Origin of the sequence: Halovenus aranensis, from assembly GCF_900100385.1 — an archaeon.
In the GTDB taxonomy this organism is placed as follows: domain Archaea; phylum Halobacteriota; class Halobacteria; order Halobacteriales; family Haloarculaceae; genus Halovenus; species Halovenus aranensis.
In genome coordinates this window covers 46,794-62,963 of record NZ_FNFC01000006.1, presented here as the reverse complement: position 1 = coordinate 62,963, position 16,170 = coordinate 46,794, and the positions used below count along the sequence as shown (strand labels likewise).

Sequence of the window (16,170 nt, the reverse complement as noted above, 5' to 3'; positions counted from 1 at the left end):
TAGCCACTAAAGCGATTGTATCTCTGTGCCAACTCCCGTCGTGCCGGACGCTGGGGGCAGCGACAATATCGTTTCTCGGTACCAGAAAACACATGTCATTGTGAATTTATTATATCCGGGCGAAAACAGGGGCCTGAATGACAGCAGACCCCTTTGGCCGTGCACTGGCAGACCACTACCACGGCCGGCGAGGAGAACCACTGGTACAGCGCGACGGCGAGCAGCGGCTTGCCCACCCTATCGAGAAGTTCTATTTCGAGGAGTACACCAGTGAGGCCGCATGGGCCGACTGGTTCGACTCGTTGCTGGATGGACCGTTGTTGGATATGGGTGCCGGGGCAGGGAAACACGCGCTGTACTTCCAAGAGCAGTTTGAGACAGTCGCAATCGAGGAGAGTGACCACCTCGTCTCGCTGATGGACGACCGCGGGGTCACAGATCCGCGCAACGTGGACATGTTCGACCTCACGGCCGCGTTCGGCCGTGACCGGTTCCAGTCGGCGCTCGCGTTCGGAACACAGGCCGGACTCACCGGCTCGATAGACGGGCTTCGGGCGTTTCTGCACGACCTCGCTGTGGTTACCGAGCCGGATGGAACGGCGGTAATCGACAGCTACGACCCCGAGCGAGACGAAGCGAGTGAGTTACTCGGCTACCGGCCGGACCCGACGCCAGGGCTTGCATCCCGGGTGATGAGCTTCGAATACGAGGGAGCGGTCAGCGATATACTGCTCTTTCGACTGTTCAGTCCCGAGCGGTTCAGAGAGGCGACTGTTGGGACCGCCTGGGAGGTGACAGCGGTGCGGTACGGCGAGGGCGATTCGGCGTATCACTACTGTGTCGCGCTCTCGAAGTAGTTACAGTCAGTGACAACAGACCAGTATCAGCCACAACACTCTCGCTCACCGTTCGGGATGGAACTCACGGACCGGGAGATATTTCGCGATGTCGGTCGTGGTGACCATCCCGACGACGGTTCCCGCCCGTGTCTCGGTTATCGGGACCTTCTTTACATTCCGGTCTGCCATCAGTTCGGCAACGTCGTCCAGCGTTTCGTCTGTCGAAGCAGTCAGGACCGGCGAGCTCATGCAGTCTGCGACGGTCGGCGTCGTCGGGTCCTGTCCGACGGCTGCGAGTTCGACGAAGTCGGTCTCGGTGATAATCCCGTCAGGCCGTCCGTCCTCGCCATCGACCAGCAGTGAGCCGATACCGGATTCGTAGAGACGGCTGGCTGCATCGGCCGCCGTGCGGTCGCTTGCTATCGTTTCCACCCCTTCTGTCATCACGTTTCCGACGTACACGTCCCGAACCGACGGAATCTCTCGTCCCGTCATTACCTACGTTTCGGGCGCGGTGTGTGAAAGTCTGTCGCACACCCAGGTCGACTCGAATCCTCAGCTGATGTCGAGACCCTGTTCTGTCGCACGGTCCTCAATCGTGTCGGGGTCGACGCGTTCGGGGACGAACTCCTCTGTTGCGAGCTTCAGGACGCCGGCCGAGAGAACAACGGCGAGGTCACGGAAGTCTCGCTTGTCGAGCTTGTCGAGAGTATCCGCGTGTGTGTGCCCCCAGCCTCGACCGTCCGACTCGGAGACGGAGTAGGCCATGATGCCGGGCACGCCCTCCTGGACGAACGGCCAGTGGTCGCTGTGTGGCTTGATATCCTCGTCGACTTCGACAGGCGTATCGAGCGCATCTGCGACGGCCTCGAACGTCGCGGTGAGTTCGTCGAAGCCGTGGGTGCCGACGCCGAGCGACCGCGAGCCACCGATGGCATCGAGGTTGACGACCGCCCGAATCTCGTCGAGGTCGCGTGTTTCTGCCATGTGTCCGGAGCCACGAAGTCCGGTTTCCTCGGCCCCGAACGTGGTAAACTCGACGCCGACAGCCAACTCGTCGGCAAGCTGTGAGAACAGGCGGGCCACCTCACAGACGAGTGCCGAGCCAGCGCCGTTGTCCTCGGCACCCTCTGCGATATCGTGAGCGTCGTGGTGTGCGGTGACCAGAATCCGCTCGTCGGTGTCCGGACCGATGACGCCCGAGACGTTCTGTGAGGTCGCCGTCTCGTTGTGGCAATCGACGGACAGCGTCGCCTCGACAGCGTCCTCGCAGTGACGCACCAGCCGGTGGCCGAGTTCGCGCGAGACGCCGACAGCCGGTATCGCGCCGGGGTCGTCGCCCTGGTGGATACCCCCGGTCGGTGGGAGACAGCCCTCGACGTGGTTGCGGAAGACGAACCCGACCGCACCGCCCTCGATGGCAGCTTCGTACTTTTCCTTGCGGTGAATCCAGCGGTCGTGGTCCTCGGGCGTCTTGCTCGATGCCATCGCAAGCTTGCCCTCGATGTCTGCCTCGTCGAACTCGGCGGGCGTACCGTGCCCGACATCGACCAGTTCGGCAGTCTCTTCGCCCGCTGGCGTCCCCGGGAGCGCGAGTACCTGATGCTGGTGTCTGTAACTCCCGCGTCCCGCGAGGTCGAGCGTCGACGAGCTACGCCACCAGCCGGGGACTTCGAACTCCTCGATGGTGACTTCTCGAAGCCCGACCTCCTCGAAGGTGTCGGCAATCGCCTGTGCGCCCTCGTGTTCGCCGTCGTGGGCAGCCATCCTGTTCTCGATATCGACCAGCGAGACGAGTGTCTCCCATGCGATGCCGTTGCGATGCGCGTCACCGATAACCCGGGTATCGAGCCGTGCCATACCGGCACAAGCGGGGCCCCAGACCTGAACCTATTGGTTTCAGCAAGATACTCGACCGCGGCCGTTCGCAGTGTTTATCCGGCGGGTGAGCCAACTCCCGCCAATGACAGTCATCGGTACGGTCGGGTTACCGGGCAGCGGCAAGAGCGAGGCGGCAACGGTTGCCCGGGAGATGGGTGTTCCGGTGGTGACGATGGGCGACGTCATCCGGCAAGAGTGCCGCGACCGGGGGCTCGACCCCGCGACGAACCACGGGGCGATTGCACAGGCGCTGCGCGAGGAGAACGGCCCAGCCGCGGTGGCCGAGCGCTCGCTCCCGCTCATCGAGGCCGAGCTTGAAAACAGCGAGACGGTCCTCGTCGACGGCATCCGCTCGGATGTCGAGGTCGACGCCTTCGAAGAGGCGTTTGGCTCGTCGTTCACGCTGGTCCGTATCGAGGCCCCCTTCGAGATGCGAGCCGAACGGCTGGAACTGCGCGGGCGCGACGCCAGCGAGGACGATGGCGGCGAGTCACTGGCAGACCGCGACGAGCGCGAGCTGAGTTTCGGTATGGACGAGGCCATGGACCGGGCCGACCTGGTGCTCGAAAACGACGGCAGTCTAGAGGCCTTTCACGAAACGATGGCTGACATACTCGACAAACAATGATACACAGCATCGACGTCGAAATCACCGCACCGGTGTACGACACAGAGGTGACAGACCGCGTCGCAGACGGGATGTCGAACATCTTCCCGCCTGCCGAACCAACCTTCCAGCACGGCGAGTTGACCGCAGGGGTACACGACCTCGAACACCTCTCCGAACTGCTTCACAGACAGGAGATACTCGACACCGCACGCGGCGTCTTCTTCGACAACCGTCGTGGCGACTCGTTTTCGTTCCGGCTGAACAAACAGGCCGCCGTCGAGGGCGTCGTCAACTTCGTCGTCGACGAACCGGGCGAACTCGGCGCTATTGCGGTTCAGGTAACGGTCGACGAGCCATCAGTCGAGGAGTTTATCGATTATCTCGCGCCGCGGACCCAAGACGGCGCGCCTGTCGACACCGACTAGACCGTCGCGAGATACGCGCCAGCGACGAGGAGCACATTGTAACAGCCGTGGACTCCCGCAACGACGAGCACGTTCTCCGTCCGGAGATAAACCGTCCCCCAGACACACGAGACTGCAAACAGCAGGCTCAGCGTCACCCCTGTAGCGAGGATGTTGTTACCGAGGTAGGCCGGGACGTGTGCCAGTGCGAAGAGAGCACTCGCCAGCATCACCGCAGTCGTCGGGGAGAACCGTTCCCCGAGGTATTTCTGGACGACGTTACGGTACAGGAGTTCTTCGACGGGCGCGTTGACAAACAAGACCAGCGGAACGAGTGCGAGCAACAGCCAGGGGTCACCCTCCTCGGCACTGAACAGTGGATGGTCCGCGACCGGGAGTCCAAGCCCAGAGATGAGGAGACTCGCGACCGCCCACACCCCGACAGACACAGTGACGCCACCGAGGCCAAGCAGGAGGTCACGCCGTGACGGGCGACATACGTCGAGATAGGCGCGGCCGCGGCGGGTAACATAGAGGAACCCGGCGACGACGAGGACGTATCCGGCGTACTCGGCGACGAACAACAGCGGGAGAAGCAACGCGACGGGCCGGTCCAGTCCGACGAGCAACGCGACAGAGCTACCGACGGCCTGCCCGACGACGACGGCACCGACCGCGAGTACGAGACTGGCGTACACGTGAAACAGGCCGCCGGGTTCGACCCGCATGCGACCGTAATTACGTAGGCGTGCGACCGCGTACCGCCGCGACCCGTCAGTGACGACGAGCATCACGACACAGAACAGCCCGAAAGCGGCGATACCCTCCCAGCCAGAGAGAGGTGTCTCGGGCGTTGTCAGCAGTGCACCGAGTGCGACGGCCAGGCAGGTAGCGAGAAGCGTTACACCACCGTGAATCAGGGCCGCAATGATAGACGGAGCGACCGTCTCGACGCTGTCGAAGACTTCGGTCGTCTCGAACTTCGGGAGCGCCGAGCCGATTCCGAGTGCAAAGGCCGCGCTCGTGACGACGACACCGACGAGCAACGGCACGACGGCGAGTGTACGGCCGAGAGTAATAAACGGCCCCGTCGCGAGATAGAGGACGGCTCCAGCGAGACCGACGGCGAGACCGAGGCAAACTCCCACGAGCAGGCGCGCATGAACGAACGTGCGTGCCGGCGTCCGCGCGAGGACGAGCTGTGAGAGCATCGCGCCCTCGGTTCCCAGCGGGTTTAGGCAGACCACTCCGCCAGCCAGCCAGACACCTAACACCACGAGACTCCCGCCGAGTGTCGGGCCAAGCAGTGCCGGCGTCTCCAGCCCTATGGGAAGGAGCACTGCGAGTACCGGAAAGAGATAATAGAGGAGATAGACGTACTGGTCGGGTCGGCGAACCGCACCACGGACGTATCCCAGCCCTGCTCGGAGCGTCGCCGAGCGAGACAGGAGTCCGTCCTGTCGGCCGATTGTCGCACTCGGCGTCTGCTCGAAGACGGGCCGTCCGCCGGATGGCTCGGTGTCGTCCTCGTCGGCAGTTTTGGGCGTCGCGTACCAGAAGGCGGGCGCGATGCGTACCTGGACGGCAAAGATGGCCGGAATTGCGGCAAAGACGAGCGCGGCTGCAAACAGCGTCTGCCAGCCGAGCGGGTCCGCGACTGGTGACCCGACGAACAACAGGTCAGCGTACCAGCCAAGCGGCGTCGCGGGGTCACCCGTCGGGAGCTGGTCGACTGTTGCGCTTGCTTGGCCAGAGAGAAAGCCGCCCGTAAACGCGAGTACGAAGACGATGAGTGTGACAGACGCAGTCACGATACGGCGGGCGTACTCGGGGAGGCCAAGTCGCTCGATGCCGACCCAGACGAGATACGCGAGCGTGAGGCCAATAAGCAACGTCACGAACAGCAGTGGTATCCCGAAGACGATTGCCGCGACTGGGAACAGCGGTGCCGCCGCGCCGACAGCGTACGCGACCAGCGGCACAGCCACCAGACACATCGGCACGAGCCACGTCCCCAGCAAGTACAACAGATTCCCGACGACGATTGCCCGTGTGGGAGCGCTCGTCAGCAACAGCGGCTGTACGGGGTCACGTGCGAGCGACTGGACGGCCCCAAGCCCACCCAGGACGGCGAAGGCAACAAGTCCCGGCAACAAGAGGTTTCGCGCCGTCGCCACAATCGGGACATCCGCCCCGTCGGCGGTTGTGGCCCCGAGAGCGTACCCCTGCTTGACCAGCAGCAACATCGCGGGCAACACCAGCAACGCGAGAAAGCCGTAGATGGCACGCTGTCGCCGGGAATCGTTGCGTCGCCAGAGGTCGAGAGCCTCACCGTACGCGATGGTCCAGCCGATGCGGAGGTCGCGCCAGAGGGCGGACAGGTCGACTGTCATAACGCTCGTTCGTCCGTCGTGATGTCGAGGAATGCTGCTTCGAGCGTCCCCTGGCCGGTTTCAGACTCTGTGCGCTCGATGAGGGCTGTCGGCGTATCCTCTGCGACCAGCTCTCCCTCGTAGAGAACTCCAACCGTATCGGCGAGTTCCTCGACGACGGGCAGGATGTGTGATGAGAGGAACACGGTCGTCCCCGTAGTGACCTGTTCGGTAATCAGGTCGATGACCGTCCGGGAGGCCCGTGGGTCGAGACCGCTCGTCGGTTCGTCGAGAAAGGCAACGTCGGGGTCGTGCAAAAGCGCCTGGACGAGGCCAACTTTCCGACGCATCCCCTGTGAGTAGGTGCCGATTCGCTCGTCGGCCACGTCCAGCAGGTCGATGCGGTCGAGCAAGGTATCGATGCGGTCGTCGGACGTCGAGATATCCAGATTCCGGATATCCGCCGCGTAGGCGAGCTGTTCGCGTGCGGTGTATGATTCGTAGACCGGCGGCTCGTGTGGCAGGTAGCCGAGGTGCTGTTTGACCCGGTCGCGCTCCGAGACGGGGACGCCCATCACCGACGCGTCACCGCTGGTGGGCGGGAGCAGCGAAGTTAACATTTCGATAGTCGTCGTCTTGCCGGCTCCGTTCGGCCCGAGGAAGCCGTAGACGCTTCCCTGCGGAATCGTCAGGTCGAGGTCAGAAACAGCGAGTGTCTCTCCGTACCGTTTACTCAGTCCACTGGCCGCGATAGCCGCCTCACCAGCGGCCTCTGACCGGCCAGCCCCATCGCCCTGTGGTGGATACATACTTCGAGTGTTCAACTGTGATACAAAACCGTTTATGAATCGATACCGCCGCTCTGGAACCTCTCGCAGGTGGCCTTCGAGCCCACAGTGAACGCTCTCCCGGCCGAACGGCAATCAACTGTCCATCGACCGACCGAGCTGGAAAACGATTGTACATCATTTACCCAGTTAGATTACAGCTTCGACACCCTTATCCGTGTACCCCTGCTGGGGATAGTTGCAATGGCAAACGGTAAGGTTGATTTCTTCAACGACACTGGCGGCTACGGTTTCATCGACACAGAAGACGCGGACGAAGACGTTTTCTTCCACATGGAGGACGTTGGCGGTGAAGACCTGACTGAAGGTACCGAAATCGAATTCGACATCGAGCAGGCCCCGAAAGGCCCGCGCGCGAAAAACGTCGTTCGCCTCTAACGAGGGTTCGAATCTCACTGCGGTCGTCTGCGGTCTCTCGACGGCACGCGACCGACCATCTTTACTCACACACCGCAGAGCAACAGCGCTGTGCGGTCGTCACTACGGACCGTCTACCAGCAGGGCTGACTGTAGAGGAATCGGCAGTCGAAACTCGAATGTGTCTCTATCAGTCGAGACTCAGAGAAGCGTTCGTCAGTCGATGTGGCCTTCGCTACGGAGCTGCTCGGCGTTCTGGTTGGTGTATCGCCACTCGATGTTGGCTTTCTCGTCTTGCCAGTCCCACGGTTCGACGAGCACCACGTCTCCCTCTTCTATCCACGTGCGGTACTTCATTCGGCCTGGAATACGGCCGAGTCGGTCTTTGCCATCTTCACACTGCACGCGGACGTGATTACCGCCGTCGTGGCGGGTAACGACCGCGAACAGCTCGTCGTCGTTGGGCATCCGGAGGTTCCGGCGCCCGTTTTCCTCAGTCACAGTCTCGGTACGAGCCGGAAACGGTAAAGTCCTGCGTGACGCGTGTCAGCCTTTGACCCGGCGACGGAAGCGGGTGCGGAGTCACTTCCTACACACTTTAGCCCGCGTAGGACTGACGGTCACTCGTCAGATGTCAGAGGACAAGCCACCCACCCCACTGGAGGAGATGCTCACAGCCCCCGTCCGGGACGCTATCGACAGGTCTGCGTACGGGAGTTGGCGAAATATTGCGACCGAGGATGCGGTGTCACTGAGCTACGGCTTTCCGGACCCGGACCTATTTCCACAGACTGCTCTCGAGGAGTCGTTCGGTGACGTTCTCGCCGAAGAAGGCGACGACGCCCTCCAGTACGGTGGCGGAGAGTACAGGGAGTCGCTGCGCTCGTTTCTTATCGAACAGGAGCGCGAGCGCGGCATCGATTTCGAGACGCACGACCTGCTGGTGACAAACGGCGCGACACACGCAATCGATACCGTCTGTCGCGCGTTTCTCGACCCGGGCGACACGATTATCGTCGAAGGGCCGACGTTCATGGGTGCGCTGGGCGTCTTCAGAAACTTCGGCGTCGACATTATCTCCGTGCCAGTCGACGACGACGGAATGGTCGTCGAGCAGTTGGCAACGACGCTGCGAGACAGGCGTGAGCGAGGCGACGAGATGCCAACGCTGGTCTATACGATACCAGACTTTCACAACCCGACCGGGACGACTCTCTCGCGAGAGCGACGCGGACACCTGCTCGAACTCGCCGAAGAGTTCGATTTCGCCATCCTCGAAGACGGGGCCTACAGCGACCTCTGGATAGACGAGGAGGCCCCACCGCCACTTGCCACGATGACTGATACCGACCACGTCATCCGGGTCGGCTCGTTCGCAAAGACGCTCGCGCCCGGCGTCCGGATGGGGTGGCTGACAGCGCCTACACGGATTCAAGAGGCTGCGGATACAGTCGCTGCCGGGGGAACGAACACGCTCACGGAGGCCTTCGTCGGCCACTACTGCGGGTCTGGTCGCCTCCAGGACAGCCTGCCAGAACTTCGCCGTGTCTACGGAGAGAAGCGGGACCACATGCTCGCTGAACTCGATGCGAACATGCCTGCTGACGTAGACTGGACCACGCCGGCTGGTGGCTTCTTTATCTGGGTCACGCTCCCCGACAGCGTCGATGCCGACGCGATGTTACAATCCGCCGCCGAAGCCGGTGTCACGTATCTGCCGGGCTCGCTGTTCTATCCCGGCCCTGCCGGCGATAACGAGCTTAGGCTCTCGTTTACTTACGTGAAAAAGCCCGAGATTACCGCGGGAATCGAAGCATTGGCAGCCAGTATCGAGCAGGCGAGATAAGGTGTCCGAGATTACAGCACTCTGTTCGTGATGTCTGCCGGTGTGTTGTCGGCGAGGGCGCGATAATTGTCTGCAATCAGGTCGGCCCACCGCTCGGTCGTCTCCGACGTCGTCCAGGCCATGTGCGGGGTGACGACAACGTTCGAGAGGTCCCACAGAAGTGAGTCGGCGGGAAGTGGCTCCTCCTCGAAGACGTCGAGGGCAGCGCCGTCGATGAGTCCGTACTGGAGTGCCCTGACGAGGTCGTCCTGGTCGACAATCTCGCCGCGAGCCACGTTGATGAGTACGCTATCGCGATTCATCAGACGGAACTCGTCGATGCCCAGGAGGTGTTCGGTCTGGTCGGTCAACGGACAGGCAACGACCACGTACTCCGCTCGTGTGAGCAGTTTGTGATACTCCTCGGCAGGAAACACCTCGTCGAGGGCGTCGGGTGTCGTCGACGTATCCCGCTTCGTTCCGATGGTCTCCATCCCGAACGCACTCGCTAACTCTGCAACCCGCGACCCGATAGCGCCGACGCCGATGATACCGACGGTTTTCGTCCCCAGCTCGCCGCCGCGAATCGACTCCCAGACGCCACGTCTGTGGTTTACCATGGCTTCCCGCAGGCCACGTTCGAACTGAAGCATGTAGCCGAGAACCTGCTCGGCAATCGGCTGTGCGTGGACGCCGGCCGCATTCGCCATCGACACCCCTGCCTCCTCGATATCGTCGCGTGGATACATATCGACGCCGGCCCAGAGCGACTGGACCAGTTTCAGCCGGCGAGCGTGGTCGAGCCACTCGGGTTCAAGTTGCCCGACGACGAGCATCTCGGTGGCTTCGATAGAGGCGCGCGTCTCGGCAGGCGTTACGGCGTTCTCGACGGCTCCGGAGGGGAGTCGCGTTTCGAGTTTGTTACACAGCGCACAGGACCATTCAGGCGAGACGGTGTGGGCAAGTAACAGCGACCGATTGCTCTCCATGGCGGTGGGATTCGACCGCCACCTAATTACGGCTGACGAACTCGGTCGGCCGACCAAGTTCTCCGCGGCAAGAACGAACTCCGGCGTTACCGCCGCAGCTGCTCGATAACGAGTGTGATTTGGTCTCGGAGCAGGTATATCCCAACGCCTGCCGCGATACGCCTGAGCTCCCAGAAAAAGAGGTTCCCGTTGGGGTTGCGCGAGCCGTCAGTCGCGACGGTATACACGCCCCAGACGATTACCACAATCGCGAGTACCGTGACGAGACGCGAAATGAGCTTCGCGGTTCGGCGGTTCTGGTAACACGACTGACAGAGGAGGCGTTCGTGGGAGTTGCCCGTAATCAATCCCGGCGAATCGCCGGTTCGGACCCAGGTCCCGAGCAGGAGAGCGACCCCGAGGATGACCGACGACTGAACGAGTCCCTTCCGCAGAAAGACCGAGTGGCCCCAGATTGCGTCGTACAGCGCGCCCACGATGTCGAAGTTGTACAGCGCAAACGGCACCGCGGCGAGTAACACGACGCCAGCGACGAGGCGCTGTATCCCGCCAGGATGGAACGACCGGAACGCTGGGTCGACAAACCGGTTCGTACAGTCCTCACATAGGAACGAGCCACATTCGCCACAGACGCCGACCGCGTTCGACCGGTCGTTCGTACAGGTGTTCGCTTTTGGTTTCATTTCGCCTCACCCCCCGGGAACGCCTCCTCGAACGTATTGATGAGTTCGGTGTTCAGATCCGAGGAGGCCGACCGCGCGTTGATTTCGACCTGCGTCCGGCCGCGTCGGTCCAGTGCGCCCTCGTCGGCACGGACGAGTTTGTCCGAGCTATCCTCTGACGCAGAGACGTGTTGTTCTTTCGACGAGGGAGTGTACTCGCCGGTGACGAGAATCGAGGCGTAAACCACGCCACGATTCCCGAACTCACGTTTGATATCTAGTTCGCCGCGGTCCTCTTTCCCTTTGACCTCCCAGACGCCTTCTCTGTCGGCCGCAGGTTCGGCTTCTGCCGGTGCACGCTGGTCGCGGACGTGTATCCCCTCGCGGCGGCAGATGTTTTCGAGTTCGGAGTAGATGTTTTCCGGGAGTCCAACGACATTGAACGTGGCTTCGGTCTTTTTCTGAACCTCGCCGCTCAGTGCGTCCGGGTCGATTTCGATGGAGCAGTCCACGTCGACCTCGTGGCTGGCATTGACCGAGCGCCAGATAGATTTCCCACTCTCGTCGAAGGCGCCGGAAATCACCTTGCCGCTGAGCGACGAGCCGACAATCTGTCCAGTTACCTCGGCTGAGATGTGGTTCAGGTCCAGCAGCTGACCGATAGGGCCGATAATAACGTACCGGGTTACGTCGCCGGGACTGCTGATTCGACTGTTCCACTCCACGCGTTTTTGTTCGGGGTTGTACGTCGAGCCCTGCTCGGGCACGAACTCGATGTCAGGGAAGGTCCGTGACATATCGACCCGGAACCTGTCGAGTCGAAGCTTCTGGTCGCTTCCCCCGACGTTCTCGCGGTGTTCGAGCGCGATCGACAGCGCTGCCAGCCCCTCGTATTTGGCCCGCTCGTTTTTCCGCTGCCGGTCGCGTTGCTCTCGCTCCCTGGTCTGGCGTGGGTCTGGCCCGCCGCCCTGTTGTTTGCGAAAGAGTTCGACAGCGTCGCGGTACAGCTTCGCCCGGACGATGAGAGGGAGCTGTTCACTCGGATATCCCTCGATGTCGTACGCTCGCTGGAGACGTTTGCCTTCGTCCTCTGCGAGTGCGTCTTTGAGTTCACGAGCTTCCCAATCACAGTCGAAAGACAGTGTGTCGTTTGCCGGAAGACCATCTTCGGCAGGATTCATGCTCGCGTCGTTCTGGTCTTCCTCGGAGCGCTCTGAGATACCTACGTGCACCCGCGTGCCTGGGTACCCCTGGAATGGGAGCCCCTTTCCAGCAAGCTTCCCAAGCTCTGAAAAGATGTTCGTTGGTTTGGACTGTCTGTTTCTGAGTGCCTCTTTCGTCGGCACGAGGTCGAGCTGGAGTTCTCCCTGAATATCGTGATTGCTCTTGTACTGCGCCTCTGTGATATTGAGGTCAAAGTCGAGCTCCTCGTGCAGCGTTATAGACTCAAGCGTGTCCGATATTTCGCCCCGATACGATTGCGTTTCAGAACCTCCGTTCGACCCTCTCCCTGACATTTTTCGCATCCGTGGATTCAATGGTATCCCTGTTAAAATTACCGGGCCAGCCAGTCTCAATCGCCAGACAACTAAGAGATCATATATTTTGTAAAGTGTACATACCAACAATATCTCTATTTTTGGAGCCATTTTCGCCGATTTGCTCGAAATCTATGTATCCGAGGAACAGAATCACACCGTGTCATTTTTCGTTCTATACCGTGGACCTCCTCGAATCGGCTCGGTCCGGTCAGACTGTTACTGCAGTTATCACAATGTAAAACCGATTAACATGCCAGTAAGACTCGATTTGAGGTACTCTGCGTGTGTTCTCACAGGTGATAACCCGGCAAGAGGTTTTTATACTGTGGGAGATAATGACAAAGTGGAGGCAAAGACGGCCTTTGGCCGCATCAACCATGAGCACGAACACCGCGGACGATACGGATGCACCGGTTGTCGAGAACGAAGAATCCCGGTACGCCGAGCTCAACATCGGCGACGAGGAGTACGTCATCTACGACCGAGAGAATCACCAAGCCTGGATTCAGTCGACAGTAGCATTCGCTCTCGACGACCGTCAATAACCGCGGGCATATTTCTTGGCGGTTCGATTTTGCGACTGCGAACGTACCAGCCGCGTCTTTTTTCAGCGGCGACCGGAAAGGATAGATACTGACCGAGATGGAGTACACGATAGTCGGCTACCCGTCAGACGGCCCCACGCTCGAACTCGACTACAGGGAGTTCGCATACGCCGGGAAGTTCGTGATGTCGTCGACCGGGAAAAGCGTCGCTACCGAGGGAGATGTCGTGGGTGCTGTCGCGTTCAACGCGGACCGTGACTCCCCGGGCACCGGCCACCTCAGATACGTGACTGTTCGCGAGGACCGCAAGGGAGAGGGAATCGGGTCACGGCTGTTGCGGTTTACCGCTGATGCGCTCGAAGGCGATACGTACGATACCGTCACGATTGCAGTGAACAATCCACTCGCCTACCGTGCCTGTTACAGTGCGGGATTCAGATACTGTGGCCGTGAAACCGGAATTGCAGAACTCGTGATGGAATACGACCCCACCGGGGCGAGAAAGTCCAGTCGATACAACGACGGACTGGCGGTGTTTCAGTCGCGTGACCTGCCGCCAGAGCAGCGTCGTGTACTCGAACGAACCACTGTCCCCGACGTTGTCGCGGTTCCTGACCAGTAATACGCCCCACTGCAAGAGAGGGACAGCGCCGAGGCGACAGCCACGCTGGCAAGGAGCGAATCTGCGTTCTGTTCATCCGAACGTGTCCTAAAGGCTGTCCGAGTTGTCCCGATATGCCGGTACAGCTCACTCGGTAGAACGGACTGTCCCGACGCCTTTGCTGTGACCCTCACGGAAAACGAACCGCTGGCCCTCCTCAACGAGATATGGCCGGAATTTGAATCTGATTCGGGCCGTCCCCGAGTCGCCGGGCAGGAGTTGGCCGCCAGACGGATTGATGACTGCCGCTTCGCTGACAGTCTCTAGGTGGACGACCGGCTCGTACCCCTGGTCGATGCGTGTCGGATGGTTCAACACCATCACTTCGGCTTCGAACTCACGGACTGGCTCGGGGTTGCTGTCCCGTGGCACTAGCACCATGCCGCGTTCGATATCGCGTTCGCTGATGTTCTTGAGGGCAATACCGACAATACGCCCGGCGGTGGCCCTGTCGACACGGTGGTAGTGCATCTCGATGCTCCTGACCTCGACCTCGCGGAACTCGCCGTTCGGTAACGGCCCGAGTAACAGCTCGTCACCCGCTTCGACCGCGCCGGATTTGATTGTTCCCGAGGCGACTGGTCCGACGCCGGTAACGTTGTACGTTCGGTCGACGTACATCCGAAACTGTTCGTCCTCGTGTGCAGTCCCTGTTTTCGGCAACTGTTCGAAGAGTTGGTCAAGCGTTCCCAGTCCCTCTTGTGTGACCGCACTGGTGGTCACAATCGGCACGACAGTCTCGTCGATTTCCTCGATAGCAGTCTGGGTCCCGTAACGGTCGACACGCAGTGGTGTCTTGTCAGCGTCCCGGAGGAGTCTCTCGACATCGCGCTCGACGGTCGCCAGCCGCTCGTCGTCTACGAGGTCGGCCTTCGTAATCGCGACGATAGTCGGCAGCTCTGTCGCGAGAAGGATGCCGAGGTGCTCTCGGGCCGTCTCGGTTGGTCCGTCGTCAGCCGCAACCGTCAGGAGACCGTAGTCGAGTTTCTGGCCGACCAGCCCGCGAATCGTCGTTCGAAGCCACGGCTCGTGGCCGACAGTGTCGACGAACGAGACCAGACGGTCGGCCTCCTCGACGATGCGAGCCCGGTCGCCTTTTCGATGAGGGTTATCCATCCGTATCGGCCCGTCGGCGTCGAACCCGTAGACACCATAGGAGAGGTCAGCAGACAGCCCTCGTTCGACCTCGTGAGGCTGGACGTCGAGGAAGCTTCGGGTGCCGCCTTCACCGTCGTCTGGTTCTCCTGTCACGAGAGAGCCAACGAGGGTCGATTTCCCGTGGTCGACGTGCCCTGCAGTGCCGACCACGATGTGCTCGTCGTTGTTCATCACTGGCCCCTCCCGAACCGTCGCGACGCCCACGAGTCGGTCGGGCTCTCCTGTCTCGTCTTCGCCCCACGTCTCGACGTTTTCGATGTGTGTACCGGCCTCATCAGCCAGGAGAGAGAGTACATCCATCGACTCGGAGAACTCCGCTATCGGAATGCCAGTTATCCCGCCGTTATCGGTGACACCGATGACGTACGTAGCCTCGCCGTCGCCCGACAGCACACGGTGGCGGAGCTGTGCCACCAGACTCTCGCGTCTCCCATCCTGGAGGTGGAGGTCTTTGCTGAGCCGCTCTTTGAACTCGACACTGCCACCCTCGCGCTCGCCTTTGTCGATAGCGCGCCTGAGAGCGGCCTTTTCGGGGCTCATGCGCGAGGGTTACGGGCCACCCAACAAAAACTTTCCCCGGGTCAGCGTGTGATGGCGAGCAGACGGCACGAAGGGTCCACAGGGTGGTGTGCCGTACTCCCGCTGGCCACCCCGTGGCGGCTGTCAGGTCATACAGCGCGTGGTCCCGGCATCGTATATAAACAGTCGTTACCGGTATCGCTCGGAGAGCCACTCGACAGCGTCGAGGAAGCCGTCGCCGTACGCCCCTGGGGCGCTGTAGTCGGCCTGTGATTTGACCGCGTCCGGGGCGTTGTCAACAGTGACTGCGATGCCGGCAACCTCGAATCCGGGCACGTCGTTCGGAGAGTCACCGACGAACGCGAAGTCACGGGTCTCGCGGCCGAGTTCGGCCGCCATCCGGCTGAGACCGACCCCTTTGTCGACCGACGCCGAGTGGACGTGATATGCGTAGCCGGTGTCGACGACGGTTAACCCGTACTCGTCCGCGAGATCCGCGAGCGGGTCGAGCGGTGACTCACGACTCACCGCGAGTTCGGTCGCCCGCCAGCGGTTCACCAGGTCGGCACTCCCCCAGCCGAGGCTGTGTCCACGCTCTCTGTAGGCCGCCGCAAGCGACTCGATAGCCTCGGTGTCGGCGAGGAAAATGGCATCCCGCTCGCGTCCTGGGACGACGACACCGCCGTTTTCAGCGATAACACGCGTTTCGAGTCCGAGAAACTCACAGAGTGCAACCGGATACGGCATCGCCTTCCCGGTCGCGATGACGATAGTCGACGGCCACGACTGGAGGACCGGAAAGACACGCGGGTCGACAGCGCGGGTGTCGTCGGTCAGCGTTCCATCGATGTCGACAGTCAGCGGCGGAAGCGACTCGGGCAGCGACCTGGCGAGCTGGAGACTCTCCTCGAAGTCCATACGTCGGCTCAGGGTGCGTGTCTTTTTTTGCTTCCGTTCGG

17 protein-coding genes are annotated in these 16,170 nt (G+C 61.4%); 7 read left to right on the top strand and 10 right to left on the bottom strand.

The window, feature by feature from the left end:
- Window positions 1-137: 137 nt before the first annotated feature.
- Window positions 138-857, top strand: coding sequence for an SAM-dependent methyltransferase (locus BLR34_RS07430; RefSeq protein WP_092701447.1), 720 nt, complete (start codon window positions 138-140; stop codon window positions 855-857).
- 45 nt (window positions 858-902) lie between these two features.
- Here BLR34_RS07430 and BLR34_RS07425 read toward each other — a convergent pair whose 3' ends face one another.
- Window positions 903-1,334, bottom strand: coding sequence for a CBS domain-containing protein (locus BLR34_RS07425; RefSeq protein ID WP_092701444.1), 432 nt, complete (start codon window positions 1,332-1,334; stop codon window positions 903-905).
- A 60-nt stretch (window positions 1,335-1,394) separates the two neighbouring features.
- Window positions 1,395-2,699: a M28 family metallopeptidase gene (locus BLR34_RS07420; protein WP_092701441.1), complete on the bottom strand. Its 1,305-nt coding sequence runs from the start codon at window positions 2,697-2,699 to the stop codon at window positions 1,395-1,397.
- A 103-nt stretch (window positions 2,700-2,802) separates the two neighbouring features.
- On the opposite strand from BLR34_RS07420, the gene BLR34_RS07415 reads away from it, so the two are divergent.
- Together BLR34_RS07415 and BLR34_RS07410 are read left to right on the top strand one after the other, a co-directional pair.
- On the top strand, window positions 2,803-3,348 hold the full coding sequence (locus tag BLR34_RS07415) for an AAA family ATPase (protein WP_092701438.1): 546 nt from the start codon (window positions 2,803-2,805) through the stop codon (window positions 3,346-3,348).
- Entirely contained in the window at window positions 3,345-3,755 is a 411-nt protein-coding gene (locus tag BLR34_RS07410; protein WP_092701435.1) for an RNA-binding domain-containing protein, read from the top strand. Before BLR34_RS07415 ends, BLR34_RS07410 begins: the two co-directional genes overlap by 4 nt.
- Here BLR34_RS07410 and BLR34_RS07405 read toward each other — a convergent pair.
- Both BLR34_RS07405 and BLR34_RS07400 read right to left on the bottom strand, forming a co-directional pair.
- Complete coding sequence (locus BLR34_RS07405; protein ID WP_092701432.1) at window positions 3,752-6,127, bottom strand: type II CAAX endopeptidase family protein; 2,376 nt, start codon at window positions 6,125-6,127, stop codon at window positions 3,752-3,754. The genes BLR34_RS07410 and BLR34_RS07405 overlap by 4 nt on opposite strands.
- On the bottom strand, window positions 6,124-6,915 hold the full coding sequence (locus BLR34_RS07400; RefSeq protein WP_092701429.1) for an ABC transporter ATP-binding protein: 792 nt from the start codon (window positions 6,913-6,915) through the stop codon (window positions 6,124-6,126). The genes BLR34_RS07405 and BLR34_RS07400 overlap by 4 nt, the downstream gene beginning before the upstream one ends.
- Window positions 6,916-7,137: 222 nt before the next feature.
- Between BLR34_RS07400 and BLR34_RS07395 the strand changes: the two genes are divergently transcribed.
- Entirely contained in the window at window positions 7,138-7,332 is a 195-nt protein-coding gene (locus BLR34_RS07395; protein WP_092701426.1) for a cold-shock protein, read from the top strand.
- A 195-nt stretch (window positions 7,333-7,527) separates the two neighbouring features.
- Here the strand turns inward: BLR34_RS07395 and eif1A are convergent, their stop codons facing one another.
- Window positions 7,528-7,812 (bottom strand): translation initiation factor eIF-1A, encoded by a 285-nt coding sequence (gene eif1A / locus BLR34_RS07390; protein WP_092701423.1) that lies wholly within the window; start codon window positions 7,810-7,812, stop codon window positions 7,528-7,530.
- A gap of 130 nt (window positions 7,813-7,942) precedes the next feature.
- Between eif1A and BLR34_RS07385 the strand changes: the two genes are divergently transcribed.
- Window positions 7,943-9,157 (top strand): aminotransferase-like domain-containing protein, encoded by a 1,215-nt coding sequence (locus BLR34_RS07385; RefSeq protein ID WP_092701420.1) that lies wholly within the window; start codon window positions 7,943-7,945, stop codon window positions 9,155-9,157.
- An 11-nt stretch (window positions 9,158-9,168) separates the two neighbouring features.
- Here BLR34_RS07385 and BLR34_RS07380 read toward each other — a convergent pair whose 3' ends face one another.
- From BLR34_RS07380 to BLR34_RS07370, 3 genes are all read right to left on the bottom strand, one after another.
- Window positions 9,169-10,125: a D-2-hydroxyacid dehydrogenase gene (locus BLR34_RS07380; RefSeq protein WP_092701417.1), complete on the bottom strand. Its 957-nt coding sequence runs from the start codon at window positions 10,123-10,125 to the stop codon at window positions 9,169-9,171.
- An 86-nt stretch (window positions 10,126-10,211) separates the two neighbouring features.
- Window positions 10,212-10,808 carry a spermatogenesis-associated protein 2 gene (locus tag BLR34_RS07375; RefSeq protein WP_092701414.1) on the bottom strand — a complete coding sequence of 199 codons (597 nt, stop codon included), beginning with the start codon at window positions 10,806-10,808 and terminating at the stop codon, window positions 10,212-10,214.
- Window positions 10,805-12,304, bottom strand: a complete 1,500-nt coding sequence (locus BLR34_RS07370) for a hypothetical protein (RefSeq protein WP_176765266.1) — start codon at window positions 12,302-12,304, stop codon at window positions 10,805-10,807. Before BLR34_RS07370 ends, BLR34_RS07375 begins: the two co-directional genes overlap by 4 nt.
- Before the next feature lie 401 nt (window positions 12,305-12,705).
- Between BLR34_RS07370 and BLR34_RS16915 the strand changes: the two genes are divergently transcribed.
- Both BLR34_RS16915 and BLR34_RS07365 read left to right on the top strand, forming a co-directional pair.
- Window positions 12,706-12,873: a DUF7331 family protein gene (locus tag BLR34_RS16915; RefSeq protein WP_176765265.1), complete on the top strand. Its 168-nt coding sequence runs from the start codon at window positions 12,706-12,708 to the stop codon at window positions 12,871-12,873.
- A gap of 97 nt (window positions 12,874-12,970) precedes the next feature.
- Window positions 12,971-13,495, top strand: a complete 525-nt coding sequence (locus tag BLR34_RS07365; protein WP_092701408.1) for a GNAT family N-acetyltransferase — start codon at window positions 12,971-12,973, stop codon at window positions 13,493-13,495.
- Between the two features lie 126 nt (window positions 13,496-13,621).
- Here BLR34_RS07365 and BLR34_RS07360 read toward each other — a convergent pair whose 3' ends face one another.
- On the bottom strand, window positions 13,622-15,232 hold the full coding sequence (locus BLR34_RS07360) for a GTPBP1 family GTP-binding protein (protein WP_092701405.1): 1,611 nt from the start codon (window positions 15,230-15,232) through the stop codon (window positions 13,622-13,624).
- 168 nt (window positions 15,233-15,400) lie between these two features.
- On the bottom strand, window positions 15,401-16,093 hold the full coding sequence (locus BLR34_RS07355) for a phosphoglycolate phosphatase (RefSeq protein ID WP_394327686.1): 693 nt from the start codon (window positions 16,091-16,093) through the stop codon (window positions 15,401-15,403).
- Window positions 16,094-16,170 lie beyond the last annotated feature (77 nt).